This is a genomic window from Thiomicrorhabdus hydrogeniphila, assembly GCF_054656895.1.
The window spans coordinates 963,750-990,462 of sequence record NZ_BAAHXL010000001.1 but is presented as its reverse complement, the minus strand read 5'-3'; the positions used below and the strand labels follow the sequence as shown (position 1 = coordinate 990,462).

The following is a 26,713-nucleotide window of genomic DNA, read 5'->3' as shown; positions in this document are numbered from 1 at the left end:
ATACGGCTTTTCACCAGTTGTCAAAATATTGGCAATGTTTTTTGTAGGTTTATTTTAAATAAGATCGAATTGACGCGGTATTTTGTGTACTTTTTTCTAATTCACTAAGCATCGTTTTTTGAGATTCTATAATATTTTGCTGTATTTTTTTATTATCTGAAATTAATTCACTTGAAATAACATTTAAGTCACGACCGTATGCCATTTGGGCATTTTTTAACATACCAGGCCAACTTGATTCTAGCTCTGAATAACGTTCCCAATTATGGTTTTCAGCCGCTATCAACAAATTTTTAGAATAGGATAACAATACAATTTTTATTTTATCTAAGGTCATAACTTTATCCTCTTAGTCTATCTAATTGGTCTTTACTGGCATTTTTAATATTGTCTGGCATTTGCTGCCAAGCATTACTTACCGTTTGAATATGTTCCATAACTTCTTCAAGCATACTGAGATCATTTTCTACTGATGCTTTAAATAAAGTTCTATAGCAATATTCATATAAACCGTCTAAATTACGAGCAACCTCACCCCCTTTTTCTAGATCAAGGTCGTTACGCAGTGAGGCTAAAATAGCTAATGTTTTATTAATATGCACAGACTTTTTTTCAAAGTTCTTTTGCTGTATAAAAACTTTTGCCATATTCATATTTTTAAGAGCGCCATCGTAAAGCATTTGAATTAACTTATGTGGTCCAGCTTCAGATACTGCTGTTTCAACATAGTTATTGGCATATTGCTGAATAAACTGTTTTTTCATTGCCATATTCATAATCATTTACCTATTCAATCAATTCTAGCTATCACTACTTGAGAAAGTAGCGGTTAAAAAATCACTCGTATCTTGTGTACTAGATAATAACGACTGCAAAGTCGAAAACTGAAGCTGATATTTTAGTAATAATGCATCATAACGTGCATCTAATGTATCGGATTTATCATCATAATCCGACAACTTCGTGGTTAATGATTCAATTCTATCGCTTACTAAACCATTATCGTCGCTGAGTAAGTTTGAAATTGTCTCATCAACTCGACTAGCAAAACCTTGAGAAAATACAATATCACCGCGAGAGCCCGTTGTACCACCAAGAATATTAAATTCTAAACCTCTTACCGCAGCAGGTTCTGAAGCAATAATTGCATAATCTGAAATTTTAATTTTTCGACCATCTTCACTGTCGGCATAACCACCCAAACTTAACGTACCTGCATCGGTAGTGATTGTTCCGTCAACATTCTGACCTTGATCAGTTAAATCGGTACTAAATCCGGCATTTGCTGCATTACTAAAGTTGCTTAATGTGACATCAGAAGAAAACCCGTAACGATTAGAAACCACGCTTAAAACACCGCCATCTGTTGACACACTTACAGAAGCTCCACTTGAAGAAATATCCGTTATGCTATTAATTGATGTACGCATTTTTTCAGCAAATTCATTAAGTGTATATTTACCAGCATCAATGGTCGTTTGGGTTGCCGTTGAACCATCAATAGAAACATCAAAAGAAACTGCTCCACCAGAAAGATCCATCAGTTGTTCACTGGCATAATCAGCTGAACTAAATCCTTGGTTACCTAATAATGTGGCTGCCGATACATCAACGGTACCCGTTGAATTCGTAATTTCAAAACGCGCCTGCGACGAATCATAAGCCACTGTCACAGACTGACCCGTTTGGGTATTAATATCTGACTGCATTTGAGCGGCTACCAAATCTTTAGAGGCATAAGAGCCTTGTGTAAAGTTAACCTGTGTAGCTGCTCCGCCGTTAATAGAAATTTGAAACCCTGCTCCTGATTCAATATTTAACGCTTCTACAGGATCGTAAACATCACTACCCGCAAGACGATATTCATTTGCGGCAAATGTTGTAGCCCCGCCTGAAACAGTTGCCTTTTCAGCTAGCTGTGTAATATCAACCGAATAAGTTCCTGCTTGTGTTTTATCACTACTGCCACTAACAGTCATTAATGGATCTGTGGTCTGTCCATTTTTAGCAAAAACACTGGCTAAACCTTCTAAATTATTGGTTATTAGATTATTTAAAACCGTTGTATCAAGGCTTAATTGGCCTCCAGTATCAAACGACAAGCCTGCCGATGCCAACGTATTTGGATCCGTTAACTGAGGAATCGCGCCACTTAAAGATTCACGAATCTGACTTTTTAAGTCTCTTAATAATGAACTACCCGCTAAATCACCAAAATAAGCATTATCTTCTGATTCTGCTTCTTCATCCGTTAGTTCGCTATAAGAACCTAAATCATCCAAAATAGTATCGAGCTGATTATAAACATCCACAAAATCCGATATGGTATTGGTAATACCTTCAGAATCTGAAGAGACGGATAAGCTTTGCATTGATTGTGACGTCGATTTTAAATTGATTTGTAAACCATCAATCACACCATCAAACGTATTACTATTATTTGACACAACCAATCCGTTAATGCTCATTAAGGCATCTTGAGCTTCAGAGGTTGTGGTAAAACCACTGGTATCAAATTCTGTTAAACCACTGACACTGATTTCGGATGCCGCACCCGATTCTTTAGATGAAAACATCAACTGGTAATTACCACCATTATTAATAATGGAAGCACTTACGCCGTAATCACCGTTATTTATAATGCTCTGTAAACCCTCTAAGGTATTGTTAGAGCTATCAATCGTAATATTTTGTGTTTGACCACCAACCCCAATTGATAAAGTACCTGTTGAAAGTGTATCTGAAGCGGAACTAAATGTTTGATTGGCAACGAGCGTATGGGATTGCGCTAACTGCAATGACTGTACTTGATAAGAACCCGTTACAGGAACGCCATTAGATTGAACCGAAATAACGGAATCATCAGACGATTCAACCGAGCGGCTTTGGAATAACGTTGGCGAAGATAAGTCAGTTAAATAACTTTGAAACGCCTCTACATTAGACTGAAGATAACTCAACGCACTCAGTTCTGTATTAGCACTGGTTTGCTTATTTTCAAGAATTGAACGTGAACTGGCAACCCCAGCCTCAGCAAGCACCTTGGCCATATTTCCAGAATCAAAAGTACTGTTTGTTAATGTATTTAAAAGCGTTGTGCCAATTTCGTTAGCCATAACCGCCGCTCCTGGTCTTAGATAAGAATATTTTTATTATATTAGAATTTTTAGTTTAGGAAAGAACTAGCATCATAAATGCCAATTTTGCTTTCTTTATAATATATATAACGGCAATAAATAAAATACTTTAAGAAAATAACGATGATAGGTAAATATTAGACATAAAAAAAGCGGTCTAAAGACCGCTAAACACACAAGGGAAATGGTGCCACTATGTTATACAGTTTCGTTAGTAAACATACCAACGAGTGGCGAATTTTTATCAGAACTTTGCTTGCTCATATCTAAATATTGACTAATACTTGAAGATATTGCTAAAAATTCTTCTGTTGGAATCTGGCGAATAGTTTCACCAGTTTCTTTATCTTTAACAAAGATGATCATTCGTTCAGAATCTTCATCTTTTTCAAAACTTAAAGAGCTTTGAAGTTTTTGTAACTGTGAATTGGTACCCGCTAATTGGCTATCAATTCCAGTCGTATCAATTTGGCCATCAACCTCATTTGATTTGATTTCTGCAGTTTTTACATTTTGTTGCACGCTGTTTTGTGAAACATTTTGTTTTGCTGCATCACCCATTGCATTTGAGGTGATGGGAGTTGGTAGCTCACCAGAGGAGATCTTTATTGGGCTATCAGGTTGCACAGAATTTATCATTGCTATACTCCCTTCCTTTTATTCAAATCAATACCTATATGATTTCATTGAATAAGACGCCTGTCAAACCCTCTTTAGTTGTTGCTCTACTTTCTTGCACCGAATTTAGATAGTCTTGGATGTTTTTCATCATCTTTAACGAGTCTTCATTTGGGTATTGCTTAATTATTTCATCAGTCGTTTTATCAATCACTTTAACTACTGAAGACTGAGTATTTTCATCTACCGAAAAGGTTAACCCTAATCCAAGTTGACCCAATTGTGAATTCACTTGTTCAACTTGGTCTTGAATCGCCTGTTCGTTATCTTGCGGAGTCTTCATATTCGGAGAGACGACTGAGGCCTCGACCTGTTCTGACTTCACGCTTACAGCTACTGCCGGTGTTGCCACCGACTTCACTGTTTGCGTATCCATCACAGGGGATGACATAGAACTGTTAATATCCATTTCAATCCCTCCTTAATCAATGATGATCTTAACTTTATGATAAAGCGTTACTTAATTGTAGTTAGCTTATCGTAATAAAGTTAATACATTTTGTGAATCAGAGTTAGCTTGTGACAACATGCTCATACCTGCTTGCTGTAGAACTTGTGTACGAGCTAAGTTAGCACTTTCTGAAGCAAAGTCAGCATCTTGAATACCTGAACGTGCTGCCGAAACGTTTTCACTCACATTTTGTAAGTTAGCCACAGTGTGTTCAAGACGGTTTTGTACCGCACCCACACCAGAACGAGCTGAACTTAATACCGAAAGCTGTCCGTCTAAACCTGTAATTGCCGCTGCTGCATTAGCTGATGTATCGACACCCAGCGCTGTAACTGCTGATGCAATAGATGATCCACCAATCGTTGTAATGTTAATGGAGTCATTGGCATTGTCTTCCCAACCAACTTGCAGGTTAGTAGAAGTCGCTGTATCTAAAACAGATACACCATTAAATTTAGTGGTTGAAGAGATACGAGTTAATTCTGCTGATAAAGCATCAAACTCTTCATCCATAGACGCACGGTTAGCTGCAGAGTAGGTTCCGTTTAATGACTGCACCGCTAGTTCACGTTGACGTTGCATCATGTCGCCCATTTCTTCAGCCGCACCATCAATAGTTTGCGCCATAGAAATACCGTCATTTGCATTACGTACTGCCATATCAGTACCCATGATTTGTGAAGTCATGCCTGTTGCTACTGCTAAACCAGCTGCATCATCTGCCGCACTATTGATACGTAGACCAGAAGTCAAACGTTCCATAGAAACTGATTGTTCACGACTTGACGCATCAAGTTGGCGAGTTGCATTTAAAGAACTTACATTTGTGTTGATTACCATTGACATGATAAATCTCCTTTTTATAAAGAAATGTTAGTGTGTGCCTAGTTGGCTGCTAACTTTAAGTTATCCGCCAACTAGGTGGCGAATCCGGTTTGGGTTATCATTTCTTTATGAACCAATAACCTAAATTCTTTTTAACTTCTTTATATTTTCCAAGCCTTTTACCAGGCCTGGTAAATAATCTTCTACTGTAGAAGTTGTAATACGTTTTGTGAGTCAGTGTTGGCTTGAGACAACATGCTCATACCTGCTTGTTGCAGTACTTGAGTACGTGCTAAATCTGCACTTTCTGATGCAAAATCGGCATCTAAAATTGATGAACGTGACGCTGAAATGTTTTCACTTACGTTCTGCAAGTTTGCAACAGTATGTTCAAGACGGTTTTGTATTGCACCAACGCCTGATCGAGCTGAACTTAAGACCGAAATCTGACCATCCAAACCTGTAATGGCTGCGGCGGCATTAGCTGATGTATCTACACCAAGCCCTGATACAACACCTGCAAGTGCTGTTCCTGCAATACCTGTTACCGTAATTGAATCTGCTGCACTATCTTGCCAACCCACATGAATATCAATTTGTGTGGCAGTGTCTAGTACCGCTACGTCGTTAAATTTTGTTGTACTTGAAATACGTGTTAACTCTGCTGATAAAGCACTGAACTCTTCGTTCATAGAGGTGCGGTTAGCTGCAGAGTATGTTCCGTTTAATGACTGCACTGCTAATTCACGTTGACGTTGCATCATATCCATCATCTCTTCTGCCGCACCATCAATTGTCTGTGCCATTGAGATACCATCATTGGTATTTCTAATTGCCATATCTGTACCCATAATTTGGGTAGTCATTCCAGTTGATACGGCTAGTCCAGCTGCGTCATCTGCCGCACTATTAATTCTTAAGCCAGAAGTTAAACGTTCCATTGCTACTGACTGATCACGACTTGAAACATCTAATTGACGTGTTGCGTTTAAAGATGCTACGTTTGTGTTAATTACCATACTCATGATTTTTGCTCCCTGTACTTTATAAGTACCATTTGTGTGTGTTTTACTTGTATTGTGTTTTTTGTTATTTGAGGCAATGTGTCTTGCCTTCAATTAACTTAACGGAGCGTTTAAAAAAAACTTTAGATTTATTTTTAATTTTTTTAAAAATTTATTTCAGGCAAAAAAAAGCCATTCATAAAGAATGGCTTTATCCCCTTATTTAAAAGGGTTTGAGAGGGATTTTAGATTATTTATTAATTTTGAGAATTAAGAGAGTCTACATACTGTTGTATTGCAACTTGATCAAGCTGAGGATGATTTTCTACCTCATTTAATAAGATATTTGCAGGTTCTACTGATCCTAGTTCAATATAAAACTTAAGTAAATGAATAAAAGCCGCAGTATCTTGCATTAACAAAGGATACATTTTTAAAGCATCAATAGCCCCTTCTACATTACCCAATATAGCCAAAGACTCTGCAAAGGTTGGTACAAAACGAATATCTTGTTTGCACAAGTTCTCTAAACTTTCAATTCCAAGCTCAAACTCTTTTTGCGAAAACGCTAAAGTAAACAAACGTTTTAATATATAAGGCTTGGTTTTATTAGGGTCGGCTTCAAGATACTTTATAAGTGCCTTTTTAGGCTCATTTTGCATTTCAAGCAAAATACCTTCGGCATAGAGTTGAACCTCTTTAAACCTATCTTTTGGTAATTGGTTTAATTGAAGAATTACCTTTTCAATAGGATAGGTTAAATTTTGTTCACAAGACTTATCAACCTGAATAATATATTCCTGTGGATTTTTTAGACGTTCATTAAATCGAGCAACCAATTTACTGTTGTCGTGAGTCATTTCATCAAATGCTACTTTTAGCTTATTCACTTCATCAGGATAAGTATTTTGATAAAAAGCGTAATCGTGTTTACTTAAATGTTCTAACCAAACATAAAAACGACCAGGAATATTTTTGTTTAACCATATTTGAGCTAAATCCGTAAACTCGGTTGATTCATCTACCTCAATTTTTCTAAAGGCAATATCTTCTTTAACCAAACCAAGTTGTTCAATAAAACCTTCTGAACCTTTTTGTAACCCGCCAAAAAAACCTGACAAGGCATTTATCATCTCTTGATTAGACATAGACTCTTCAGAATCTACCGGGCTAAGAGATTGCATAAAGTCGGTGTAGGCGTAGTTCACCATAGTTTGATAATCTGTACCCACATCGTTTTCTAACTGCTCTTTTATTTTAAGCACTTCTTGAATTCTTTCAGACTGCTTTTTAGGGTCTTTAAATAAGATAGAGGTTAAATGTAAACCCTTCTTACCTTTTACCGCTAATTTATCAAGCCACTTAGTCGCAATATTTATTTCTGCTGTAAGAAACTGTAAAAACGATTTTTGCGATTGCGCATCATAATCAAGTAACGGCTTAAAGGCTTGAACCACATCAAACTTGTCATGGTTAAGCGACACCTCTTCTAAAGGTTGATAATCAATACCTTTTATCACTGCCGCGCATGAATTTAAATTAATGGCCTGTAAATTTGTCCAGGTTTTTGAAAGGTTATGTAACTGCTCTTCAAATAAGTTTCTTGCATCATAAAGCTGTATATTTGTGCCAACTTTTTCACCACGATAGTTTATGGCAAAGGTATCATTGTGATCTCTTATGCCCATATCCGATTCAATACTGCTCGACTCATGGCACACCCCTTCTAAGGTAAAGCAAAAATCGACACCAGCTAAATATATTTTTGAAACCCCTAAATACACCGCCATACCAAATACCGCATTGGTAACCGTTGGGCCATCTGATATAAAGTTTTCTTCACTTCTTTTTGCCCACGGAAAACGTCTACGAGTGTAGGTCTTTAACCCTTTCCATTGCTGAATCAATCGTGGATAAGGGTGCTCCCCTGTCAGTAATATGCTTTTATCTGCGAATTGATACATCTCTTTAGAGTATTCAAAAATTAAGGGCTGCGGATCTAAAGAGGCAATAAAGTCAGGCACAATGCCCTCTTTTAATAAACGATTACATATTCGACTAGCGGCAAAAATCCAAACTTTTTGTTGATTGTCTTTAAGCCAGGGAATCACATCATCTAAAGAAGGGCCACCGCCTAAAACAATACCAGGCACATCACCTTTTAATTTATCTTTTACAACGTGTAAAGGATGCATTAAATCGCAAACATTGGCCATTTGTTGGTCAAAGGCTTTTTTAAAATCTCGATTATCTACTCTATCGATTCTAAAACGATGAAAGTTCTCTTCTTCTCTGCCATAAATACCGTCATACAGCCCTTTACCTTCATCAACAATCAGCGACTTTAATAAAATAATCGCATTACGAATTACATAATCTTGGTGTTGTTCATAAAGCAGCTCAAATTCAAACTCTTCAAAACTATAAAACTCTATTTTATCTTCTGGCTTAATCTCAATTGTTTGACGTATAAAGGCAATCACCTCAGGAAAATCAACACAAACAAAACGTTGCCCAGAGGTCGCAATTTCTTGTAAGTATTTAACAAGCAAGCCTGAATCTGAGCCTAAAACAACATACAACTTATCTTCAGGTAAAGTGACACCCACATACTCTTTATAAATCGTTGTAGAAGCGGTTTGTTCTATTCGTGAAGGAAAGTACTCTTTTAATACAACTTCACCCGTTTGAGTTTTAATGGTTTGCATACCTAACCTTAAAATTGTGTGTTGCTAAATTTAGTGTTTGTTCTATTTTTTTAATAAAAACCAGTTAACGTCATCTAATGGAAAGCTTGAATCGGCATGATAAACAAATCCGTAATCAACGAGTTTTAAATCAGGATACAAAGCCATCATTTCGCCTGCAAAATCTCGTTTAAAGTATTTGCCGTCATTGCCACGATACTTTACCTCAACAGGCGTTGGGTTGTAAGATTCAGCAATTAAAACCCACTGTTGACTTGCTTCATAAATGTTTTTATACATTTGCGGCAGTTCATTCGGGTTAATGTGAATTAACACCCCTAAAATCATAGATAAATCATATTGATTTTTTGAATCAAAATCTAAAGCCGACTGGTGAAAAATCTCTTTACAACCGCCCCATTTTTCAAGCTGTTCTTTAGCGTAGGCATTAATTTCAATGGCTGATAATTCAGCACTAGGTAAAAGCTTTTGTATGCTTTGCAGGTTTAACCCAATATTAGAACCAAATTCAATGACAGAATTTACCTTGCCTGTGGTTTGAAAAATCTTAGAGAACAGAGCCGTTTTACTGATTAACAATTGTTCATCATTATTTCGTTGGCTGTATTCGTTACCAAATTCTCCCGCCCAAAAAGACTCTTGTTCCGTTTTATATTCCATCTTTTATTCCTAATATTAGGGTTATATTTCAAATCAATTAATTGTTTTTATTAATATTTTTTAAATTTACCAGGCCTGGTAAAACCATTTTTAATTCATCGTTTAACTATTAGCCTGCTATATGGTTAAAGCCAATCGTCATTAACAGGCGTACCGCGTTTTATATTTGTTGTGGCGGTTTGGCCAAGCACCTTATGCAAATACTTTGGTGCAAGCCCGTATCCAGGACGAATACTTTTAACGTGTTGCTCAGTAATCTTTTCGCCCGCTAAAACATCTTTTACAAAATATAAAGATCGACGAAACTGCACATTACCCTGCTCACTAGATTTTCTACCATAATCAATTTGACCTAAAGATTGCCAAGCGGTTTTCGCCCCCGTGCATAAAGCCGTTAATTCATTCTCTTCTAAAGAAAAGCTATCGTCAGGCCCGCCACCGTTGCGGTCTAAAGTGACGTGTTTTTCTATAATACAGGCCCCCAATGCCACGCTTGTGATAGCAGTGGTATTGTCTAAAGTATGGTCAGACAAACCAACGGGCAATTTAAAACGTGACTGCATATCTAAAAGCGTTTTTAAATTGTAATCGCCTGCAGGTGCTGGGTAACCACTTACACAGTGCAAAATAGCCAGTTCTTTACACCCACCTTCTCTAGCGGCATCAATCGCCTCTTGAATCTCTATTGCATCAGCCATGCCTGTAGAAATAATCATGGGTTTACCTGTTTGTGCTACATACCGAATTAAGGGTAAATCAACGGCTTCAAATGAGGCTATTTTATAGGCAGGTGCATTTAAATCTTCTAATAGGTCAACGGCAGTCGTATCAAAGGGTGAACTAAATATCGTTATATCTAATTTTTTGGCGTAATCAAATAGCGGTTTATGCCAATCCCAAGGTGTGTAAGCCCCTTCGTAAAGTTCATATAAACTTTGCCCATTCCACAAACCGCCCTCAATCATAAATTCTGGCGTATTCATATCCATGGTAATAGTATCGGGACGATAGGTTTGTAACTTAACGGCATCTGCACCAGCGCGTTTACCCATCTCTATAATTTTATAGGCATTTTCTATATTGCCATTATGGTTTGCTGACATTTCTGCAATGACATAAGGTAAATATTTTTCACCAATTAATCGACTGTTAATTTTCATAATTCAACACTTTACTTAATATTGCTTTTATTCTAGATAGAATATTCGAGATTTTTTATTGTAGTTTTTTATTCTAGCAACGTTGTTTGGTTAAAACCTAAATGGCTAATCGGGTCTACCCAAGCCAATTTATCAACAAATTGTTTACCTCGCTGCTGATAAACAGGTGGCTCCCAGTTCTGATAAATCAACTTAATATCTAAATCTTGAAAACGTTGTTCTTCATACTGTAAATAACTTTTTGAACCTTGGTTAGCCAAATACGAACTGGCATTCAATTCTGTAAGCAGATTCAGTAAAAGATCCGTTTTAATACCATTTATATTTAAATCTGAAGCTCTATAAAACGTTGTGCTTAATCCAAGTTTTTCAGAAACACGCGTAATTAAATGAATATTTAAATCAGCAAGATTTGTATGGCCTTCATCAAACGAGGCCTCAACCAACTCAAGCACTTCAGTTAAGAATGGTGTTTTACCTAAATAGGTTTTAATTGAATTGAGGTGTTTACGTTGCCAGTTAAATTTAGATGATGCAATTTTAATATCAAAAATTTTATCTTCTAACTTATGTGCCGCAAGCGGTACTGAAAGCCACAAATCACTATCTTGATTATCTTTAATACGATTTCGACTCTGCCAAGATTGTTTTTGAAACTGAACATTATCCAAAAACACAAATGAATCTACCGACTGAATCATTTCAAAATACCCCATCCAAGATAGGTAAGTTGGTTGACAAATTGCGACTTTAGACATGATATTTCACTACTGTTTTATAATCAGTTTTTCTCAATAAGCAGCTAAACTCAAAAGGAATTACCCCTGGTTTAATTTCATAATCATGATTGATTTGAACATGGGTTGTTATCTCCTCTTTACAAAAATTAAACACCCAACATGGATCAAAGTAATATAACCCTGGGCTTTGATAATCAACATAACAACTCAAACCATTAAAAACGATACCCTCTTTAGTATGAGCAAATAACTTTGAGATAACTTGTTGCATAAACTCTTGATTACAACCAATATCATTATTAAAAACACCGCTAATAAATACCCAATCAAATTTTTCTTCAATTGGCTCATCAAGAATGTTTTTTAATTCAAAGCGCCCTTGCGGATAACGTTGGCTTGCTAAAGCTAATAGCTCTTTAGAAATATCATAGCCAATATACTCTCCTTCAAAGCCCCTCTTCTCAAGTACAGATAATAAATGTCCGGTTCCACAACCAAAATCAAGAACCTTTTTTCCATCTAAATCATCAGCCATATCCACTAGAACATTTAACCGTTTTTCTTGTGTTTCAATGCTGCTTTGCTGTGTTGCATCAGGTGAATAGCCATGAATAAGACCCAACTTATCATAATGTTCGGATAACTCATTGAGCTTTGTCTCTAGGGTATTCATAACCTAAACCTCTGTTGTTTTTCTTAAATGAAAACAATCCAACACAAACTGTGCCGCCTTATCACTACTGTTAATATAAAAGTGATTTTGACAAGCTTTAAAAGCCTGCTGGCGAATGGCGATATTGTTCAATATATTATTTAGTTTTTTAGCAAAAATAATCTCTTCAAAATTATTAACGAGCCCAAAATCAAAACATAAATCTGCTTGTGCAAAATGTTCTGTTTCAATTTGTTCTGATTCAGTTAATGAAATCACGGCAGATGGTTTTCCTAAGTAGGCCGCCTCATACTTGGCTAAACCGCCACTTGTTATGCAGAAATCAGCCCAATCATAATGTTTATTAATCTCTGCTTGAAACGGTAATACATCAATTTGATGCGTTGATTGTTTAAGCCCTTTTTTATCCGTGATAACCCGTAAGTGAATTGGTTGTTGAATAGAATCTAGTGCCTTAATAATTTTGGGAATTAAATCAAATTTATCTCCGCTGCCAATCAGTATCAATATATTCTTTATTTCTCTGCAAAATTCATAAACAGGCTGAGACAATGACGGATTCGGTAAAAAGTATTTGGTCCCTAACGCAACAGTGCTAGCACCTTTTGATTGATAATCAAAGCTAGAAGCCATTAATGTAAAGTTAATAACGCCTGCAACAAGGTAATTTGTTAAACGGCAAAAATCATCTATAAGAACATAATTAAGATTAGGGTTTAAATCTTTAGCATCATATTGATAGCTATCTAAAACAACATTAGAGCAAGAAGGCAATACCGTTAATAACTCAGCAATATTCATTGAACTCTGCACAAATTCTAACTCGCTATTCTCTAACCACACTTGTCCTTTACTAGAGAAATCACCATAAAACTGAATATTTTGACCTGTTTTTTGTAAGCTTTTGGTTAAAGATATGCAACGTATTAAATGCCCTAACCCTGTACTTTCGTTGGATTGGCATACTATATAAATGGTTTCTTTTTTGTCAAAAGACATTAAAAATGTTCCAACTGCGAAAATACCATTTCGGCTAACTGCCAATCCTCTGGTGTATCTATGTCATGGGCTCGATATTTAGGTACTTGGATTGCCTTAACACGTTTATCATAAAATTCACCTGGGTTGTCCCATGCCGCTTGAGTACCAAAATAAAATTGCCCAACATCGTGATATAAAACCTCACAATCTTGGGTTCGATTATTCAGGTTTTTAATATTTTTCATTGCAAGCAGGTTATCACCGTTCATTTTCAATGCCTTTTCAAAAGGACAAGAATACGCAACGACAGGCATGACAAAATCCGCTTTGTCTTCTAACAAATACGTTAAAGCTTGTTGTAAGTTTTGAGGAGTATTAAATACTGCGGTTGGATAAATACAACAAGCCGTTTCTATTAAAGGGTCATCTAAAACATGTAAAGCGTGCTGAATCACAGGAATGGTCGGAGTGTAATCATTAGCGAGCTCTATAGGTCGTGTAAAGGGTACAGAAGCACCAAATGCTTTGGCAATTTCAGCGATTTCTGCATCATCTGTAGAGACCACTATCTTTTCAAAACACTCTGATTTTTTTGCAATCTCTATCGCCCATGCAATCATAGGTTTACCACAAAATTCTTTCATGTTTTTACGTGGAATACGTTTACTGCCGCCCCTTGCAGGAATAATTGCAATATTCATAATGTTTTTACCAACCGACGCTTAAACAACATAAGTTCTGAATGATAACCATCCACCGTTTTAAAACCATAAGGGTAAACATTCGTTTCTATCAAATCGTAATCTGGCAACATGCGTGCATAATCTTCCGAAAAAATAGGTTTATCCACACCAAATCGATTTTGTGAACGTAGCTGCTTACCTTCTCTCATATTGCGTAACAACACCCAATCAGCTTGTAAACGGGTCACGTTATCTAAATAATTTTGCACGATCTCTGGCTCCATCTCTTGAAATGAAATGAAATTTACAAATAAATCTATCTTTCCTTGAAGCTTTTCAATACACCAAGATGGCAAAATAGCTGCTTTTTTCAAGGTTTTCAGCTCAATCTGTTCAAGAGACTGTATATCTTTATAAGTTGAAACCTCCGCTTCTCCAAAAACTTGTTGAAGGTAATAACTTGAACAACATAAGGTTGGTGGAATATCAATGTCGATATATTGTGTTTTTGGAAGCGTTTGATACAAAATCTCTCCCAAGGTACCAAATCCGCCGCCAATTTCCATGACTGTTGTAAAAGAGGAAAGGTCTGCGTGTTTTTTAAGAAAGGATAAACCTGCCAAATAATTAAGAGCAGAACGGCTATAACGGTTGCCTTCAATCTCAAACTGTTCAAGCGGATTACCAAATTGGCTCTCACTAAATTGAGTTAATTTGGGAGCTTGATTAGCATTAAACTCTGATGCGATTAGAGTTCTGTAATCCGCTAAAGCAGCGCCATAACCAGAAGCAAATTGATTTAAATATGCAGTCTGCTTGTCGGGTAAATCTTGCTCTTTAATCCAGTTTTGAAGGCTATCCATTGTCTCTTCACTTAAAGCATTACCAGGATAACCGTAGGTTGGTACAAAAAAACTTAAAGAACTTGATAGGCTTCTAAACGTCTCAATCCCATGTTTATCCAAATCGTCGAGCATCACCTTTGAAGCCTCTTGCCAAAAAACGCCCGGCTGATAAAGCTTAGATTGTTTGGCCAATATTTGCATAAGCGTGTAACAATTTTGCATAGAGTTTCCTTTAGTAACCTCAGCAATATTTTTAAAATATTCAACTATAACGTTTACTTCTCTTTTTATTAATCAGAGGTATAACCGCTAAATAAACGTTTGTTTGTTTATTTTGATGTGAAGAGTAATAACTTATATAAAGATTACCCTCATGCTCAACTAATCCTGCATAACTGCAATCACCACTACTTGGCAATGTATGCCAAAGTTTAACGTGTCCGTTTTCTGGATTTAATTTATAAAGACGAGTATTTGCTGTCTTATATTTATACTTAATATGCCGAACTGCCATTACCCACTCGTTATTAGATAACTTCAAAAGTTTTGGCCCGCCAATCGCAATTGGCAACTTACACCAAGACCATATTTGATTATCATTATCGGATTGACCCAAAATCGATTTTGCTCCGCCAATCGCATCTCGACGACATAAACAGACTAAACGGTCACCGTCTGATACCAAAGTGCTTTCATTAGTAAAAACCTGTGTCTCTGGAAAAAATGGCTTTACCAAAGGTTTCCAATAAAGACCGTCAATAGAGCGATAAAGGCAACCATGTTTATCTAACCCCGAATAACCTACGCTATAAGCATAACGGTTATGCCAAGTGATCGACCAACGCCAAGTTCCCTCAGAGGTAGAGTCCATTATTGGAGGTGACCAGGACTGTAAATCTTTATCAAAAGGCCATGCGACTGAATAGAGTTTACTCGCAGTAGAACTTGGAATCGCCCAGCGAATACCCGCACTTAAAATCAATAGATTATCTGGAGTAATGCTTAATTTAGGGTCTCGTAAATCACCACCTTGCCAAGTTAAACGACTATGCTCTTGCCACTCTTTGCAATCCTTTGAGGTTAATACAATAATCGCTCCATCAAGTGACATATGGGTAGAGCCTTCACGAAATACGCAATACCAAACATGTTTGTATCGTATTATGTCTGTAAATCCTGAATGTTTTTCAGATTGCCAAAGTCGTTGTATTTTCAAACCTTGCCTCGAATGCTCAGTATATAACTCGCACAAATTTCACATGAATTTCCACTGATTTTATTCATCCACAGCTTCAATTTTTACTAAGAATTTTTTACCCTCTTTATAGAAAAAAGCTGGAAATCGATTAGGATCAGACACACGTAATAAATTAAATTGCTCATTAATGGTTTTATCTATATCTAACTCACTGTCTTTAGGGGTACGTTTTGGCCAATATGAAACAGAACGTTCTAAAGACTGCTTTACGGGTTTAACCGTATTAAAATTCTGTATAGCAAAATCCATTAACTGTAGTTCTGCTGAAAATATGAGTGAATTAATTTCATCATACAAAGCCGTTTTAGGGATTTTAATTTTTAATTTGCTCCAAATATCACCTGTATCCACTTTATCACCGGCTTCCAGTAAACTGACAACAATCTCTTCAGCACCTGCTAACAGTTTCCAAATATGGGGGCTCCAACCTCTTCCATTAGGCAAATCACTTGCATGTATTACTAATGTTTTTACAAATTTTTCTCTATCTGCAGCGGTAACAATTTCTTCACATGAAATTAAAAATAACAAATCACCACTTTGCAGTTGTTCTTTTGAACGTATCAAAGAAACTTGATGCTCACTATTTTGAGCAATCCATTTATGCAACCAAGGATTAATAGGATGTTGTTCTGATGTGTTTAAAATGCTTATTTTCACTGTAGTTTCTCAATAACTCTTGCAACGCCTTGGCCGTCAACAATATTAGATGACGCCAAAGTGATGGCTTGCCTGTTTTGTATAAGGTCCTCAAATGAGGTGCAAAATTTATCAAATTCGTGCGTTTCAAGCACTTTTACAGCACCTGCCTTTTTAAGGTTTTTAGCAATGCCCTTTTGATTTTCTGCCAATACAATAACTAAAGTTGGCAAACCTAAACAACATCGCTCCCAAGAGGTCGAACCTGACCCACCAATGGCTAAATCTGTGTTTGCCATGAGTTCAGCCATATTAGCTACATTTACTTTTACATTGACTTTAATATTCAACTCGCAAGACATTTGCTCTGATAACTCTGTAACGGCCTGTAAATGCGGAGCATTAGCGCCCATCACCACGGTTATTTTTAATTTCTCTGGTAAGTTGCATGTCTTTAAAGCTAATAAAACAGACGAAGTCACATTATCGGCATCAATACCGCCCAATGTTATAAGCAAGTGATTAAGATTCATTTGAGCTTGATGTTTAAGACTCAATTCTCGCCACTGAGAAAATTCTGGACGTAACAACGCATACTCGCACCCTATTAGTAGAGTGCTGTTTTGAGGAACTAAACCCTCATACTTTTCTGATGTATCGCCGTAAGTTTGATCTAATAAGATATCGCATAAATGTTGTCTATCACCAAGATCATCAATCACCATCAATTTTTGGTAATAAGGCTTTAGCTCTGATTGCCATTGCTGGTCAATGGCATAGTGATCAACAATTAACCAATTAGGTTTAATTTTATCTAAAATAGTCAGGCATTCCGCCGCATCTTGCTGTTGTGATACACCCAACCATGCTGAATGAAATAAGGATTTTTCAGATTTACCAGGCCTGGTAAAATGTTTTTTTTTGGTTTCGTTTACTATTGGCAAACTATGTACGTTAAAGCCATTTTCTTTTATATAATCAATCAAATGACCGCAATGCTCTCTGCAAATAAACTCAACCTGTGCATCTTGAATTTTTAAAGCATTTGCCAACGTTAAGCAACGCATAACATGGCCTGTGCCTATGTTGATTGAGGCATCAACCCTAAACACAACCTTCACTCAATATCGCCTGTTTTTTGTAACACTTGATACATCATTTCAGCACGAATCCAATCGTCCAGATTGTCTAAATCTTGAACTAAATAACTTGGCAAGATATAGGGTGAAGCGTCTTCAGAATAAAATCTTTGCTGTTGTTTAAATGCCTTTGCTGTGCCCCAATAAAATTGACCTGCATCGTGGTAGGCTTCTTCTAAATCTTGTGAACGAGTATTAAACATTTGCGGGTTAAACATCTCTATTCGATTGGATTCAGTGATTTTTATCGCTCTTTGAATAGGCGATGGATAAGCCGTTACCGTAAAACAAAATTCAGCTTGGCTGGTGATAAGCTGTTTATAAGCGGATTGTAATCTTTGCGGTGTTACAAAAGGTGCAGTGGCGTATAAACAACAAACGTAATCCACTTGTGTACCCTGTTCTTCAAACCATTCCGTAGCGTGTTTAATAACAGGGATTGTGCCTGCAAAATCGTTTGCCAATTCTTCAGGTCTTATAAACGGAACTTCAGCACCAAACTGTTTGGCAACCTTGGCAATTTCTTCATTATCAGTCGAGACAATCACTTTATCAAAACAACCGCTTTGTATTGCCGCTTGTATTGAGTAGGCAATAATCGGTTTGCCTAAAAAGTTTTTTATATTTTTTCTAGGAATTCTTTTGCTACCACCTCTAGCGGGAATCACACACAGTTTCATATTAAAACCAATCTCATATTAAAACCTGTTTGAGTATTTCTACAACACTGTCTTGCTGAAGTTCAGTCATCGCATGAAAAACAGGAATACTAATCACTTGTTGATAATAAGCTTCGGCAACAGGAAAATCGCCTTGTTTAAAACCTTGGTTTTGATAATACGGTTGAGTATGAACGGGAATATAGTGAATGTTGACCCCTAGCCCATTAAGACGTAACTCTTTAAACACTTGCGCTCGGTTTTTAAACGTTAGATCAGTTTGTATTAAGATTGGGTATAAATGAAATGAGGAATTTGTATCTTGATTTTGCAAAGGTAAAACCAACGGTAAATGCTGTAATAAATCATTGTAGCGTTGGGCAAAAGCAGTTCTTTTACTCACAAACTCATCAACACGCTGCATTTGGCTCACACCTAAAGCCGCTTGCATTTCAGTCATTCGGTAATTAAACCCTAAATCGACTTGTTGGTAATACCATTCACCTTCTAACTCTTTGGTCATTAAATGCGGTTCACGCGTTACGCCGTGGCTTCTTAATAATCGCATTTTTTCTGCCAGGCCTGGTTGATTGGTGGTCGCCATACCACCTTCACCTGTGGTAATAATTTTTACAGGATGAAAACTAAACACGGTAATGTCTGAATATTGACAACCGCCAATCGGCTGGCCTAAATACTTACCACCAATAGCGTGCGAGGCATCTTCAATAATTTTAAAACCGTACTCAAGACTTAATTCATAAATCCGTTTCATCTCGCAAGATTGCCCAGCAAAATGCACTGGAATTACAATTTTGGGTAATTGATTAGTCAGTTTGGCTTGTTTGAGTTTTTCTTCTAATTGAACAGCACAAAGATTGTAGGTATGCGGATTAATATCAACAAAATCGACTTTTGCCCCGCAATACAAACCGCAATTGGCCGATGCCACAAAGGTATTTGGACTGGTCCAAAGGTAATCTCCTTTGCCCAAACCTAAAGACAAACAAGCAATATGTAACGCAGAGGTTGCACTGTTTACGGCAACACCAAAATCCGCACCGCAGTAATTAGCAACGGTTTTTTCAAACAGAGGAACTTGCGGGCCTTGGGTTAAAAAATCTGATTTTAAAACCTCAACCACCGCATCAATATCGGCTTGTGAAATATCTTGTTTGCCATAGGGAATCATCAATTGAAACCCTATATCATTTGATTGTATTTTTTAACATCTTCCACACTCAAAAAGTCAGGATTAGTCCCTGAACAATAAGCAAAGCCTTGTTTTACAGGTTTACCTGTTTCGCCTAATGCATTTGTATTGTAGCTATTCCCTCTTTGAGTAAAGGTAATGGTGGGCGTAATCACATAAAAATCTTCAAACTCAATGGTGTGCATTGAATCATCTTCTGGGCACATCACTTCATGAAGCTTTTCGCCTGGTCTAATGCCAATAATATCAAGCTCTGCACCAGGTAACATAGCTTCGGCTAAATCGGTAATACGCATGGATGGGATTTTAGGCACAAAGATTTCACCCCCATGCATACGTTCAAAGTTTTTAAGCACAAAATCTACGCCATCTTGCAAGGTAATCCAAAAACGGGTCATTCTTGGGTCGGTAATGGGTAATTTAGTCGCGCCTTCAGCAATCAGTTTTTCAAAAAATGGTACCACTGACCCTCTTGACCCCACTACGTTGCCATAGCGAACGACTGAAAACTTAGTGGGTAAATCACCTGCGATATTGTTAGCGGCTACAAATAATTTATCGGACGCTAATTTAGTTGCACCGTACAGGTTTACAGGGTTAGCGGCTTTATCGGTTGATAACGCAATCACACTCGTGACCTTATTGGCTAAAGCGGCTTGTATCACATTTTCTGCCCCAATAATATTGGTTTTAATGCATTCCATTGGGTTATATTCCGCAACCGGTACATGCTTTAAAGCGGCGGCATGAATTACGTAATCAATACCTGACATGGCTTGTTTTAAACGCTCTGCATCTCTCACATCACCAATAAAATAACGCATTTTGCTTGATGAAAAGGTTTGCTGCATTTCATACTGTTTAAGTTCATCTCGCGAATAGATAACAATTTTTTTAGGGTTAAATCGCTCTAATAGGGTTTGCACATATTTATGTCCAAAAGAACCCGTGCCACCTGTAATTAAAATACTTTTATTATCAAACACAAAATTTCCCTTTTTTAAAATCGTAATACACCGCTAAGCTGCAAAATTTAAGAGTTCTTTGTAACGATTTTTTGCCTGCGTCACTTTTTCAATGTATTGTTTTGTTTCATCAGACTCATGTGAGTATCTTAAGGTACGATACACTTGGCTCGGGTGCAACCGATTAATGCGTTTTATTGCTTTTTCTGGTGTTTTGCCAAATAGTTTTAACACCGTCGATAAACCACCATTATATGCTGAGATAGCCACTAATTCTTTATTACTAGGATTACGAATATCTTTTAAGTACATATGATTTAATAAGCTCATATAGGCCGTGCCTACTCTAATGTTTTCTTTAGGATTAAACAATTCTGATTTAGTCGGTTGCCCTGCTCTTTGGTCTATATATTGATAAACATCTCTACCTGCAGCATTGGCTTTAACCTGCATTAACCCTAAAGCGTTAGATTGACTCACCGCTTTAGGGTTAAACGCACTTTCGACATGCATTATGGCAAAAATCAGTTCAGCAGAAACCTGATATTTTTTAGCATACTCTTTTACCCAGGCCTGGTAATTTTGAATAGACTTAGGTAATTGGTGTTCTGTTAATGGAATGGTAATAACTTTAAACTCGCCCTGCTCATCATGAATATTTTCAATATTATTTTGCACTAAATATTCTGCATATTTATAAGCTTGTGCCGGATAACGAATAGGATTTTTATATTGATCTAACGCTTTGCCATACAAATACGGTCTTAAACGTGTATTAATAACGTTGTTTGTTACTAAGTCATTCACATTTAAAGACTGAGACTGTACCAATAAGCGTGAAATCGCTTTTTCAATATCTCTATCAGTATAATCGGCCGTAAATTCAATAATGACCTCGTCTTCTAACTCAACCACTAACGGTAAAATTTTATCTGCCATAGGCGTTATAGATGTATTCTGATAAGCATTTGGTTTTGGTGGCGTTATTTCATGAATCACTTGAGGCTGGTATGTGACTTGATCTAAGATGGGTCGTGAATATGTGGATTGCTTAGTAAAAGACTCTTCTTGTTCTAGCGGTGTTTGTTTTTTGACAATCGCCACATTTTTATCCGCATCAGAGTTCTCTGGCAAAACAGACAACAAAGGTTTTGATAGATGATCTTCTGACACAATTGAACGAATACCTACCTGTTCAAAAACGTTAACAACCTGTTGTTCTTTATGGTTATTTAACGAGACTGAGTTTAAAGAAACCCAATTTTGAAATGGCGCAACATAGCTTGCACTGAGCAATACTAACCCAGACATAAAAACCGTTGTTGTTATCGTTTTGATTTGCTTATCCACAAAAAAACCTCCATATAGGAGGCTTTAGCAAAAAAAAGACCAAGTCTAGGTGGTTATTAGGTTTATTTTAAGTAATCAAATAAAGACATGCCTTGAACACGAGTAAACACTTGCTGAGCCATTTCTAATGCCGTTTGAGACTGTGTTAAATCTGTTACACCTTGAACCGTATCCATATCTTCTAATTCACTACGGCGCTCTTCTAAAGCGATTTTAAATTCTTCCCCAGCATCATATTGTGATTCTATACGATTTTGACGACCACCAATTTCAGCTCTAACTTGAGATAATGAATCAATTCCTGTATCCAAATCATCAGCGATACCCGCCGGCGGTTCATTACCTGCCATTAATGAATTTTTAAGCTCAACCAACACATTTAAAATATTTTGATCTGGTGTACCTGTAAACGTTGTTGTTGTGGCAAGGCCAAAGACCTTATCGCCATTATCAGAAATTCTTACGCGACTTGAATCGCCAGCATCATCGGCAGTAAGAGAGTTATCTGAATCAAAGCCGATTTGAACATATCTTGCGCCATAATTTGCTTGTGGATCTTCAACCGGGGTCACACCGTCAGATTCAACTTGCCCTGCTGCATTTGCGCTACCAATATAAGCATAGTAACCAGGGTTATTTACATCTTCAACAAAGGCTTGTTCTGCAAAAACACTATTGCCGGCAAACAAGAGTTCACCATCTGAATTTTTATAGTTCATGGCGTTTTGAACTTGCTGAATAATCTGATTAATTTCTTCACCCGCTGCTTGACGGTCTGAAGCGGAGTAAGTACCGTTTAACATTTGAACAGTTAGTTCTCTAGCTCTTTGCAGTGAATCAACGGTATCATCAATGGCCGTTTCTTCTTGAACCAGTTGCATATTCGCGTACTCACCATTTTTGGCGTATTGGTCAATAGTATTCATTGTACTATTTAATGAATTAATTTGAGTTGTGGCCACGGGGTCATCACTCGGTGCATTCACTTGTTTACCGGTGCTCAGCTTTAGCTGTGTATCCAAAACATCTTGTTGATGTTTTTGAATTGAGCTATACCCTTGATTATGAAACATACTGGTTGAAATTCTCATAATTTTATCCTCTGACCACGCCTAATAACGTTTGAAACAATGATTGTGATGTAGAAATAATTTGTGATGCCGCTTCATAAGCTTGCTGATATTTTACAAGATTGGTTGCTTCTTCATCTAAACTCACCCCAGAAATGGAATCATTTTGCTGCACTAACTGATCATAAACATTACTTTGTGCTGACTGCTGTATTTCTGAACTTCTTACATACATCCCCACATTAGAAGCCATTTTAGAATAACCACCCAACAAGGTTTCTGTGGCGTTTCCACCCTCATCGGAAAATAGTAATTTTGCAGACTGTAAACTTGCCATATTGGCAATATTTACATTATCACCATCTCCCGCAGGTGTAGGTGTAGTATCGGCAGGATCAGGAGATTGTCCGCGAGTGGCAAGCGATTTTTCATCTGTCATAGCAACCGCAAAATTTTGTAATATCTCTTGATGTGGTTTAACTAAAAAACTATCACCATCTACATTAGTGTTGGCACTTAAATCAAAGCTTAGTCCATCTAATTGATAAATATCTCCTGATACAGAAGTAGGTGTTAATTCTTCTTGTGTATTTTTATCATAAAATTTATAACCAGTACCATCGGCTTTTATTTCATATTCACGTGAAGCAAACTCACCTATTTGACTCATTGCATTATCTAAATAGGTTTGCTTATCTGCATAAGTTCCTGCTTCTGGTAAAGTATAAGGCGGTTCAGACACGCCTTGATTAGGGTTAAAACTTACCGAAATATTACTACCATCTTCTGTATTATTTTCTGACGCTAAGACGCCATCAATACTAAGAGGTTCAAATAAGTTTCCACCAGGCTGATCATTTGCATCATATCCCTGATAATTTTGCCAATTCATTGAGGCAACTAAGCCATTAAGCGTTACCCCCAAATCATTTTGAGCTTGGTCAAGCATATTGGTTCTAAAATCGAGCACGCCACCTAATTCACCGCCTGTAATACGGTCACTCACCACTTGAGTAGTCCCATTTACGGTCATATAAAGCTCAACGCGGTTTTCGTCTTTATACTCACTTAAATCCGCTTTAAGAGGAACAATTTTATTATCTGCTAATAAAGGTAAGCCGCCATCGCTTAAAAAAACATCCACCTGACCATCGCTATTTTCTGAGGATTTAATATCAATATACTGACTTAACTCCATTACGGCTTGATCACGTTCATCAAGCAAATCATTAGGGGCTTGTTGTGAATTATTTATAGAGTTGGCGACTTGTGCATTTATCTTTTGAATGGTCTCTAAGTGATTATTAATTTCGGTGGTTAAACCTGTAATTTGATTATTGACTTGATCTTGGGTGTCATTAAGCACTGAGGTTAGGTTTTCGATATGACTACTTAAACTACTCGCATCATCCAATACCAATTGACGACCCGTTGAAGAGGTTGGGTTATTGGCTAGATTTTGCAGAGAGTCAAAAAAGCTTTGCATAAACTCTTGAACACCACTGTCATTACCGGCAATAACACCTTCAACTTGATTAGATAAACTGACTTGAGAATCATAACGACTCAATATTGAATTACTATTAATTAGTTGAGACTGTAAGTAATCCGCATTAATTCGTTCGATTGACGTAACTGAAGAGCCACCACCCACATTTGCGCTGCTCGAAATTTCGGCACGTTGGCGACTGTAACCATCAGTACTTACATTGGCAACGTTATGACTTGTTACATCTAATGCATTTTTAAAAGCCATGGTTGCTGATGAACCTATCGTTAACATATCAGCCATAACGTACTCCTGTTTTAGTCAAAAGATATTCCATTCAATATCTGCTACTTTATATTTCTTAATTTTAGATTAGACTCGGTAGAAGCCTGTAAATCTAATTCTTTTAATTTTATGTTTTGTTGCGCATTAATTGATACTTCTTTCAGTTCACCTTGCTGCGGATAATGCTGAGTATTATTTAATGCTTTAAGCGATGGTTCTTGCCCACTTTCTGTTGATGCTTCTTTCGCATTTTGTGTAACAGGAAGACTAGGCAATAAATCCTCTACTATCTTATCGGCAAAACCTAAGGTTCCTTTAGCCGCTAAATCTTGAGAAAGCTGTTTATCGTGCCAATCTTTGTAAAAATCACCTTGATTTCCATCTAACCAACCATCGTCAAAACTCACTTTTCTGGCTTCTTTAAAAACCTGTTGAACAAACATCGCTTCAAACTGTTCGGCCACGGGTTTTAAGGCCGAACGTTGATCTTCTCGTGCTTGTTGCTTTAAATCATTTAGCCCTTGTATATTGGAGTAATTTTGATACGTTTTTGAAGCATCATTTTTAACGGGTAGATTTAATACATTGCTTGATATATCCATTTATCTTACTCCAGAATGATTAAATAATCATTAAATCGGCTTTAAGCGAACCAGCCTGTTTTAGAGCTTCAAGAATGGCAACCAAATCTCCAGGTGCGGCTCCCACTTTATTGACCGCTTGAACGATATCGTTTAAAGAGGCTCCTTTTGGAAACTTAAACATTCTTCCAGAACCATTTTGCTGAACATCAACAACCGAGTTTGGTGTAACGGCTGTATTTCCTCCAGCAAAGGCATTAGGTTGTGAAACCTCTGTATTTTCAGTAATTTTTACGGTTAAGCCACCATGAGTCACCGCAGCTGGGCTAACTCGAACATTTTGACCAATCACCACCGTACCTGTTCGCGAATTTACAATGACTTTAGCGGCACCTTCACCCGTGGTTACTTGAATATTTTCTAAAATTGAAAGAAATGCCACACGTTGATTTGGCAATCTTGGCGCCATAACTTCTACTGATTCGCCATCAAGAGCTCTCGCCGTACCAGCGCCTAATTCTTTATTCACGGCATTCACTAGGTTTGATGCCGTAGTAAAGTCTGCATCTTTTAAATTAAGGGTAATGGTATTGCCTAGGTCAAACCCGGTATTAACCGTTCTTTCTACCATTGCACCGTCTGGAATTCGTCCAACACTGGGTACATTAATCGTTATTTTTGAACCGTCTGCACCACTGGCATCTAAACCACCTACTACTAAATTACCTTGTCCTAATGCATACACATTTCCATCGACCCCTTTTAACGGGGTTAATAGCAAAGTACCACCACGTAAGCTTTTAGCATTACCTAATGATGAAACTGTAATATCAATTTTTTGTCCTGATTTTGCAAATGCAGGTAATTCTGCATGTACGGCAACCGCAGCAATATTTTTTGTTTTTGTTTTTTCTCCTGCCGGTAACTTTATGCCAAACTTATTTAACATACTAATTAAACTCTGTTCAGCAAAAGGCGTATTATCACCTGAGCCATTTAAACCAACAACCAATCCGTAACCAACCAGTTGGTTAGCTCTTACTCCGGCAACATCGGCAATGTCTTTGACTCTTTCCGCATAGCTACAACTACTCCACGAAATAAGTAATGTCAAAATGATGACTATCTGTTTACTGTACATTTCAATCCCCTGTATGCGGTTCTTTCTGGTTTTATGGCTTATTTTTATTTTATTTTCCGTTCAGTCTTTAATAAACGGATTTAGCTATTAATTATTAAGCATAGCCTATGCCAATAGAATCAAAAAATTAAAGAATAAATAAAGTCTGCCGATATCAATTTTTGGATTAATTTAAATCGATACGTTAATAAGTCTGTAAACACCAATTTACCAGGCCTGGTAAATCCTGTAACCATCTCTAAAAGACGAATATAATCGCCAGCAAATACATAAAGAATAATCGCGTAAAAACAAAAAAGGCTGTTAGTCCTAAAACTAACAACCTTAACAATGATTGATATTTTTTATTTTGTGAGACCTTTGCATGAGATAGGGTCGC

At 37.0% G+C, this 26,713-nt stretch carries 26 protein-coding genes; all 26 read right to left on the bottom strand.

Annotated elements, in window-relative coordinates; all coding sequences use genetic code 11:
* Positions 1-49: 49 nt before the first annotated feature.
* Positions 50-337, bottom strand: a complete 288-nt coding sequence (locus ACYQ0E_RS04330; protein WP_460187022.1) for a hypothetical protein — start codon at positions 335-337, stop codon at positions 50-52.
* Positions 338-341: 4 nt separating this feature from the next.
* Positions 342-776 carry a flagellar export chaperone FliS gene (fliS, locus tag ACYQ0E_RS04325; protein WP_460187021.1) on the bottom strand — a complete coding sequence of 145 codons (435 nt, stop codon included), beginning with the start codon at positions 774-776 and terminating at the stop codon, positions 342-344.
* 24 nt (positions 777-800) lie between these two features.
* The gene (gene fliD, locus ACYQ0E_RS04320) at positions 801-3,116 is read right to left on the bottom strand and encodes a flagellar filament capping protein FliD (protein WP_460187020.1); all 2,316 of its coding nucleotides are present in this window, start codon (positions 3,114-3,116) and stop codon (positions 801-803) included.
* Between the two features lie 219 nt (positions 3,117-3,335).
* Positions 3,336-3,776 (bottom strand): flagellar protein FlaG, encoded by a 441-nt coding sequence (locus ACYQ0E_RS04315; protein ID WP_460187019.1) that lies wholly within the window; start codon positions 3,774-3,776, stop codon positions 3,336-3,338.
* A gap of 34 nt (positions 3,777-3,810) precedes the next feature.
* Positions 3,811-4,206 (bottom strand): flagellar protein FlaG, encoded by a 396-nt coding sequence (locus tag ACYQ0E_RS04310; protein ID WP_460187018.1) that lies wholly within the window; start codon positions 4,204-4,206, stop codon positions 3,811-3,813.
* Between the two features lie 84 nt (positions 4,207-4,290).
* Positions 4,291-5,112, bottom strand: coding sequence for a flagellin N-terminal helical domain-containing protein (locus tag ACYQ0E_RS04305; RefSeq protein WP_460187017.1), 822 nt, complete (start codon positions 5,110-5,112; stop codon positions 4,291-4,293).
* Between the two features lie 182 nt (positions 5,113-5,294).
* Positions 5,295-6,116, bottom strand: coding sequence for a flagellin N-terminal helical domain-containing protein (locus ACYQ0E_RS04300; protein ID WP_460187016.1), 822 nt, complete (start codon positions 6,114-6,116; stop codon positions 5,295-5,297).
* A gap of 236 nt (positions 6,117-6,352) precedes the next feature.
* A complete protein-coding gene (locus tag ACYQ0E_RS04295; RefSeq protein WP_460187015.1) occupies positions 6,353-8,803 on the bottom strand; it encodes a 6-hydroxymethylpterin diphosphokinase MptE-like protein in 2,451 nt (816 codons plus the stop codon).
* Between the two features lie 42 nt (positions 8,804-8,845).
* The gene (locus ACYQ0E_RS04290) at positions 8,846-9,463 is read right to left on the bottom strand and encodes a pseudaminic acid biosynthesis-associated methylase (protein WP_460187014.1); all 618 of its coding nucleotides are present in this window, start codon (positions 9,461-9,463) and stop codon (positions 8,846-8,848) included.
* A gap of 125 nt (positions 9,464-9,588) precedes the next feature.
* Complete coding sequence (pseI, locus tag ACYQ0E_RS04285; RefSeq protein ID WP_460187013.1) at positions 9,589-10,623, bottom strand: pseudaminic acid synthase; 1,035 nt, start codon at positions 10,621-10,623, stop codon at positions 9,589-9,591.
* Between the two features lie 68 nt (positions 10,624-10,691).
* Positions 10,692-11,381, bottom strand: a complete 690-nt coding sequence (locus ACYQ0E_RS04280; RefSeq protein WP_460187012.1) for a WbqC family protein — start codon at positions 11,379-11,381, stop codon at positions 10,692-10,694.
* Positions 11,374-12,036, bottom strand: coding sequence for a class I SAM-dependent methyltransferase (locus tag ACYQ0E_RS04275; RefSeq protein ID WP_460187011.1), 663 nt, complete (start codon positions 12,034-12,036; stop codon positions 11,374-11,376). Before ACYQ0E_RS04275 ends, ACYQ0E_RS04280 begins: the two co-directional genes overlap by 8 nt.
* A 3-nt stretch (positions 12,037-12,039) precedes the next feature.
* Entirely contained in the window at positions 12,040-13,035 is a 996-nt protein-coding gene (locus ACYQ0E_RS04270; RefSeq protein WP_460187010.1) for a hypothetical protein, read from the bottom strand.
* Positions 13,035-13,718, bottom strand: a complete 684-nt coding sequence (pseF, locus tag ACYQ0E_RS04265; RefSeq protein ID WP_460187009.1) for a pseudaminic acid cytidylyltransferase — start codon at positions 13,716-13,718, stop codon at positions 13,035-13,037. The genes ACYQ0E_RS04270 and pseF (ACYQ0E_RS04265) overlap by 1 nt, the downstream gene beginning before the upstream one ends.
* Entirely contained in the window at positions 13,715-14,767 is a 1,053-nt protein-coding gene (locus tag ACYQ0E_RS04260; protein ID WP_460187008.1) for a putative sugar O-methyltransferase, read from the bottom strand. The genes pseF (ACYQ0E_RS04265) and ACYQ0E_RS04260 overlap by 4 nt, the downstream gene beginning before the upstream one ends.
* A gap of 40 nt (positions 14,768-14,807) precedes the next feature.
* Positions 14,808-15,656, bottom strand: coding sequence for a hypothetical protein (locus ACYQ0E_RS04255; RefSeq protein WP_460187007.1), 849 nt, complete (start codon positions 15,654-15,656; stop codon positions 14,808-14,810).
* A 165-nt stretch (positions 15,657-15,821) separates the two neighbouring features.
* Positions 15,822-16,463 (bottom strand): formyltransferase family protein, encoded by a 642-nt coding sequence (locus ACYQ0E_RS04250; protein ID WP_460187006.1) that lies wholly within the window; start codon positions 16,461-16,463, stop codon positions 15,822-15,824.
* Positions 16,460-17,563 (bottom strand): UDP-2,4-diacetamido-2,4,6-trideoxy-beta-L-altropyranose hydrolase, encoded by a 1,104-nt coding sequence (gene pseG / locus ACYQ0E_RS04245; RefSeq protein ID WP_460187005.1) that lies wholly within the window; start codon positions 17,561-17,563, stop codon positions 16,460-16,462. The genes ACYQ0E_RS04250 and pseG overlap by 4 nt, the downstream gene beginning before the upstream one ends.
* Positions 17,560-18,261: a pseudaminic acid cytidylyltransferase gene (gene pseF, locus ACYQ0E_RS04240; RefSeq protein ID WP_460187004.1), complete on the bottom strand. Its 702-nt coding sequence runs from the start codon at positions 18,259-18,261 to the stop codon at positions 17,560-17,562. The genes pseG and pseF (ACYQ0E_RS04240) overlap by 4 nt, the downstream gene beginning before the upstream one ends.
* Before the next feature lie 13 nt (positions 18,262-18,274).
* Positions 18,275-19,432, bottom strand: a complete 1,158-nt coding sequence (gene pseC / locus ACYQ0E_RS04235) for a UDP-4-amino-4,6-dideoxy-N-acetyl-beta-L-altrosamine transaminase (protein WP_460188695.1) — start codon at positions 19,430-19,432, stop codon at positions 18,275-18,277.
* An 11-nt stretch (positions 19,433-19,443) separates the two neighbouring features.
* Positions 19,444-20,439: a UDP-N-acetylglucosamine 4,6-dehydratase (inverting) gene (pseB, locus tag ACYQ0E_RS04230; protein ID WP_460187003.1), complete on the bottom strand. Its 996-nt coding sequence runs from the start codon at positions 20,437-20,439 to the stop codon at positions 19,444-19,446.
* 33 nt (positions 20,440-20,472) lie between these two features.
* The gene (locus tag ACYQ0E_RS04225; RefSeq protein WP_460187002.1) at positions 20,473-21,768 is read right to left on the bottom strand and encodes a murein transglycosylase domain-containing protein; all 1,296 of its coding nucleotides are present in this window, start codon (positions 21,766-21,768) and stop codon (positions 20,473-20,475) included.
* A 62-nt stretch (positions 21,769-21,830) separates the two neighbouring features.
* Positions 21,831-22,859 carry a flagellar hook-associated protein FlgL gene (gene flgL, locus ACYQ0E_RS04220; protein ID WP_460187001.1) on the bottom strand — a complete coding sequence of 343 codons (1,029 nt, stop codon included), beginning with the start codon at positions 22,857-22,859 and terminating at the stop codon, positions 21,831-21,833.
* A gap of 4 nt (positions 22,860-22,863) precedes the next feature.
* Positions 22,864-24,630 carry a flagellar hook-associated protein FlgK gene (gene flgK / locus ACYQ0E_RS04215; RefSeq protein ID WP_460187000.1) on the bottom strand — a complete coding sequence of 589 codons (1,767 nt, stop codon included), beginning with the start codon at positions 24,628-24,630 and terminating at the stop codon, positions 22,864-22,866.
* Positions 24,631-24,674: 44 nt separating this feature from the next.
* A complete protein-coding gene (locus tag ACYQ0E_RS04210) occupies positions 24,675-25,214 on the bottom strand; it encodes a rod-binding protein (protein ID WP_460186999.1) in 540 nt (179 codons plus the stop codon).
* 19 nt (positions 25,215-25,233) lie between these two features.
* Positions 25,234-26,334, bottom strand: a complete 1,101-nt coding sequence (locus ACYQ0E_RS04205; protein ID WP_460186998.1) for a flagellar basal body P-ring protein FlgI — start codon at positions 26,332-26,334, stop codon at positions 25,234-25,236.
* Between the last annotated feature and the right edge of the window lie 379 nt (positions 26,335-26,713).

Excerpts from the sequence above, each read along its gene's own strand:
- pseF (WP_460187004.1), bottom strand. The coding sequence starts at position 18,261 with ATGAAACTGTGTGTGATTCCCGCTAGAGGTGGTAGCAAAAGAATTCCT.
- fliS (WP_460187021.1), bottom strand. The coding sequence starts at position 776 with ATGAATATGGCAATGAAAAAACAGTTTATTCAGCAATATGCCAATAAC.
- ACYQ0E_RS04295 (WP_460187015.1), bottom strand. The coding sequence starts at position 8,803 with ATGCAAACCATTAAAACTCAAACGGGTGAAGTTGTATTAAAAGAGTAC.
- ACYQ0E_RS04305 (WP_460187017.1), bottom strand. The coding sequence starts at position 5,112 with ATGTCAATGGTAATCAACACAAATGTAAGTTCTTTAAATGCAACTCGC.
- ACYQ0E_RS04290 (WP_460187014.1), bottom strand. The coding sequence starts at position 9,463 with ATGGAATATAAAACGGAACAAGAGTCTTTTTGGGCGGGAGAATTTGGT.
- pseF (WP_460187009.1), bottom strand. The coding sequence starts at position 13,718 with ATGAATATTGCAATTATTCCTGCAAGGGGCGGCAGTAAACGTATTCCA.
- ACYQ0E_RS04300 (WP_460187016.1), bottom strand. The coding sequence starts at position 6,116 with ATGAGTATGGTAATTAACACAAACGTAGCATCTTTAAACGCAACACGT.
- ACYQ0E_RS04260 (WP_460187008.1), bottom strand. The coding sequence starts at position 14,767 with ATGCAAAATTGTTACACGCTTATGCAAATATTGGCCAAACAATCTAAG.
- ACYQ0E_RS04310 (WP_460187018.1), bottom strand. The coding sequence starts at position 4,206 with ATGTCATCCCCTGTGATGGATACGCAAACAGTGAAGTCGGTGGCAACA.
- ACYQ0E_RS04270 (WP_460187010.1), bottom strand. The coding sequence starts at position 13,035 with ATGTCTTTTGACAAAAAAGAAACCATTTATATAGTATGCCAATCCAAC.
- ACYQ0E_RS04330 (WP_460187022.1), bottom strand. The coding sequence starts at position 337 with ATGACCTTAGATAAAATAAAAATTGTATTGTTATCCTATTCTAAAAAT.
- ACYQ0E_RS04210 (WP_460186999.1), bottom strand. The coding sequence starts at position 25,214 with ATGGATATATCAAGCAATGTATTAAATCTACCCGTTAAAAATGATGCT.
- ACYQ0E_RS04280 (WP_460187012.1), bottom strand. The coding sequence starts at position 11,381 with ATGTCTAAAGTCGCAATTTGTCAACCAACTTACCTATCTTGGATGGGG.
- fliD (WP_460187020.1), bottom strand. The coding sequence starts at position 3,116 with ATGGCTAACGAAATTGGCACAACGCTTTTAAATACATTAACAAACAGT.
- ACYQ0E_RS04205 (WP_460186998.1), bottom strand. The coding sequence starts at position 26,334 with ATGTACAGTAAACAGATAGTCATCATTTTGACATTACTTATTTCGTGG.
- flgK (WP_460187000.1), bottom strand. The coding sequence starts at position 24,630 with ATGGCTGATATGTTAACGATAGGTTCATCAGCAACCATGGCTTTTAAA.
- ACYQ0E_RS04255 (WP_460187007.1), bottom strand. The coding sequence starts at position 15,656 with ATGTCACTTGATGGAGCGATTATTGTATTAACCTCAAAGGATTGCAAA.
- ACYQ0E_RS04315 (WP_460187019.1), bottom strand. The coding sequence starts at position 3,776 with ATGATAAATTCTGTGCAACCTGATAGCCCAATAAAGATCTCCTCTGGT.
- pseI (WP_460187013.1), bottom strand. The coding sequence starts at position 10,623 with ATGAAAATTAACAGTCGATTAATTGGTGAAAAATATTTACCTTATGTC.
- ACYQ0E_RS04275 (WP_460187011.1), bottom strand. The coding sequence starts at position 12,036 with ATGAATACCCTAGAGACAAAGCTCAATGAGTTATCCGAACATTATGAT.
- pseC (WP_460188695.1), bottom strand. The coding sequence starts at position 19,432 with ATGATTCCCTATGGCAAACAAGATATTTCACAAGCCGATATTGATGCG.
- flgL (WP_460187001.1), bottom strand. The coding sequence starts at position 22,859 with ATGAGAATTTCAACCAGTATGTTTCATAATCAAGGGTATAGCTCAATT.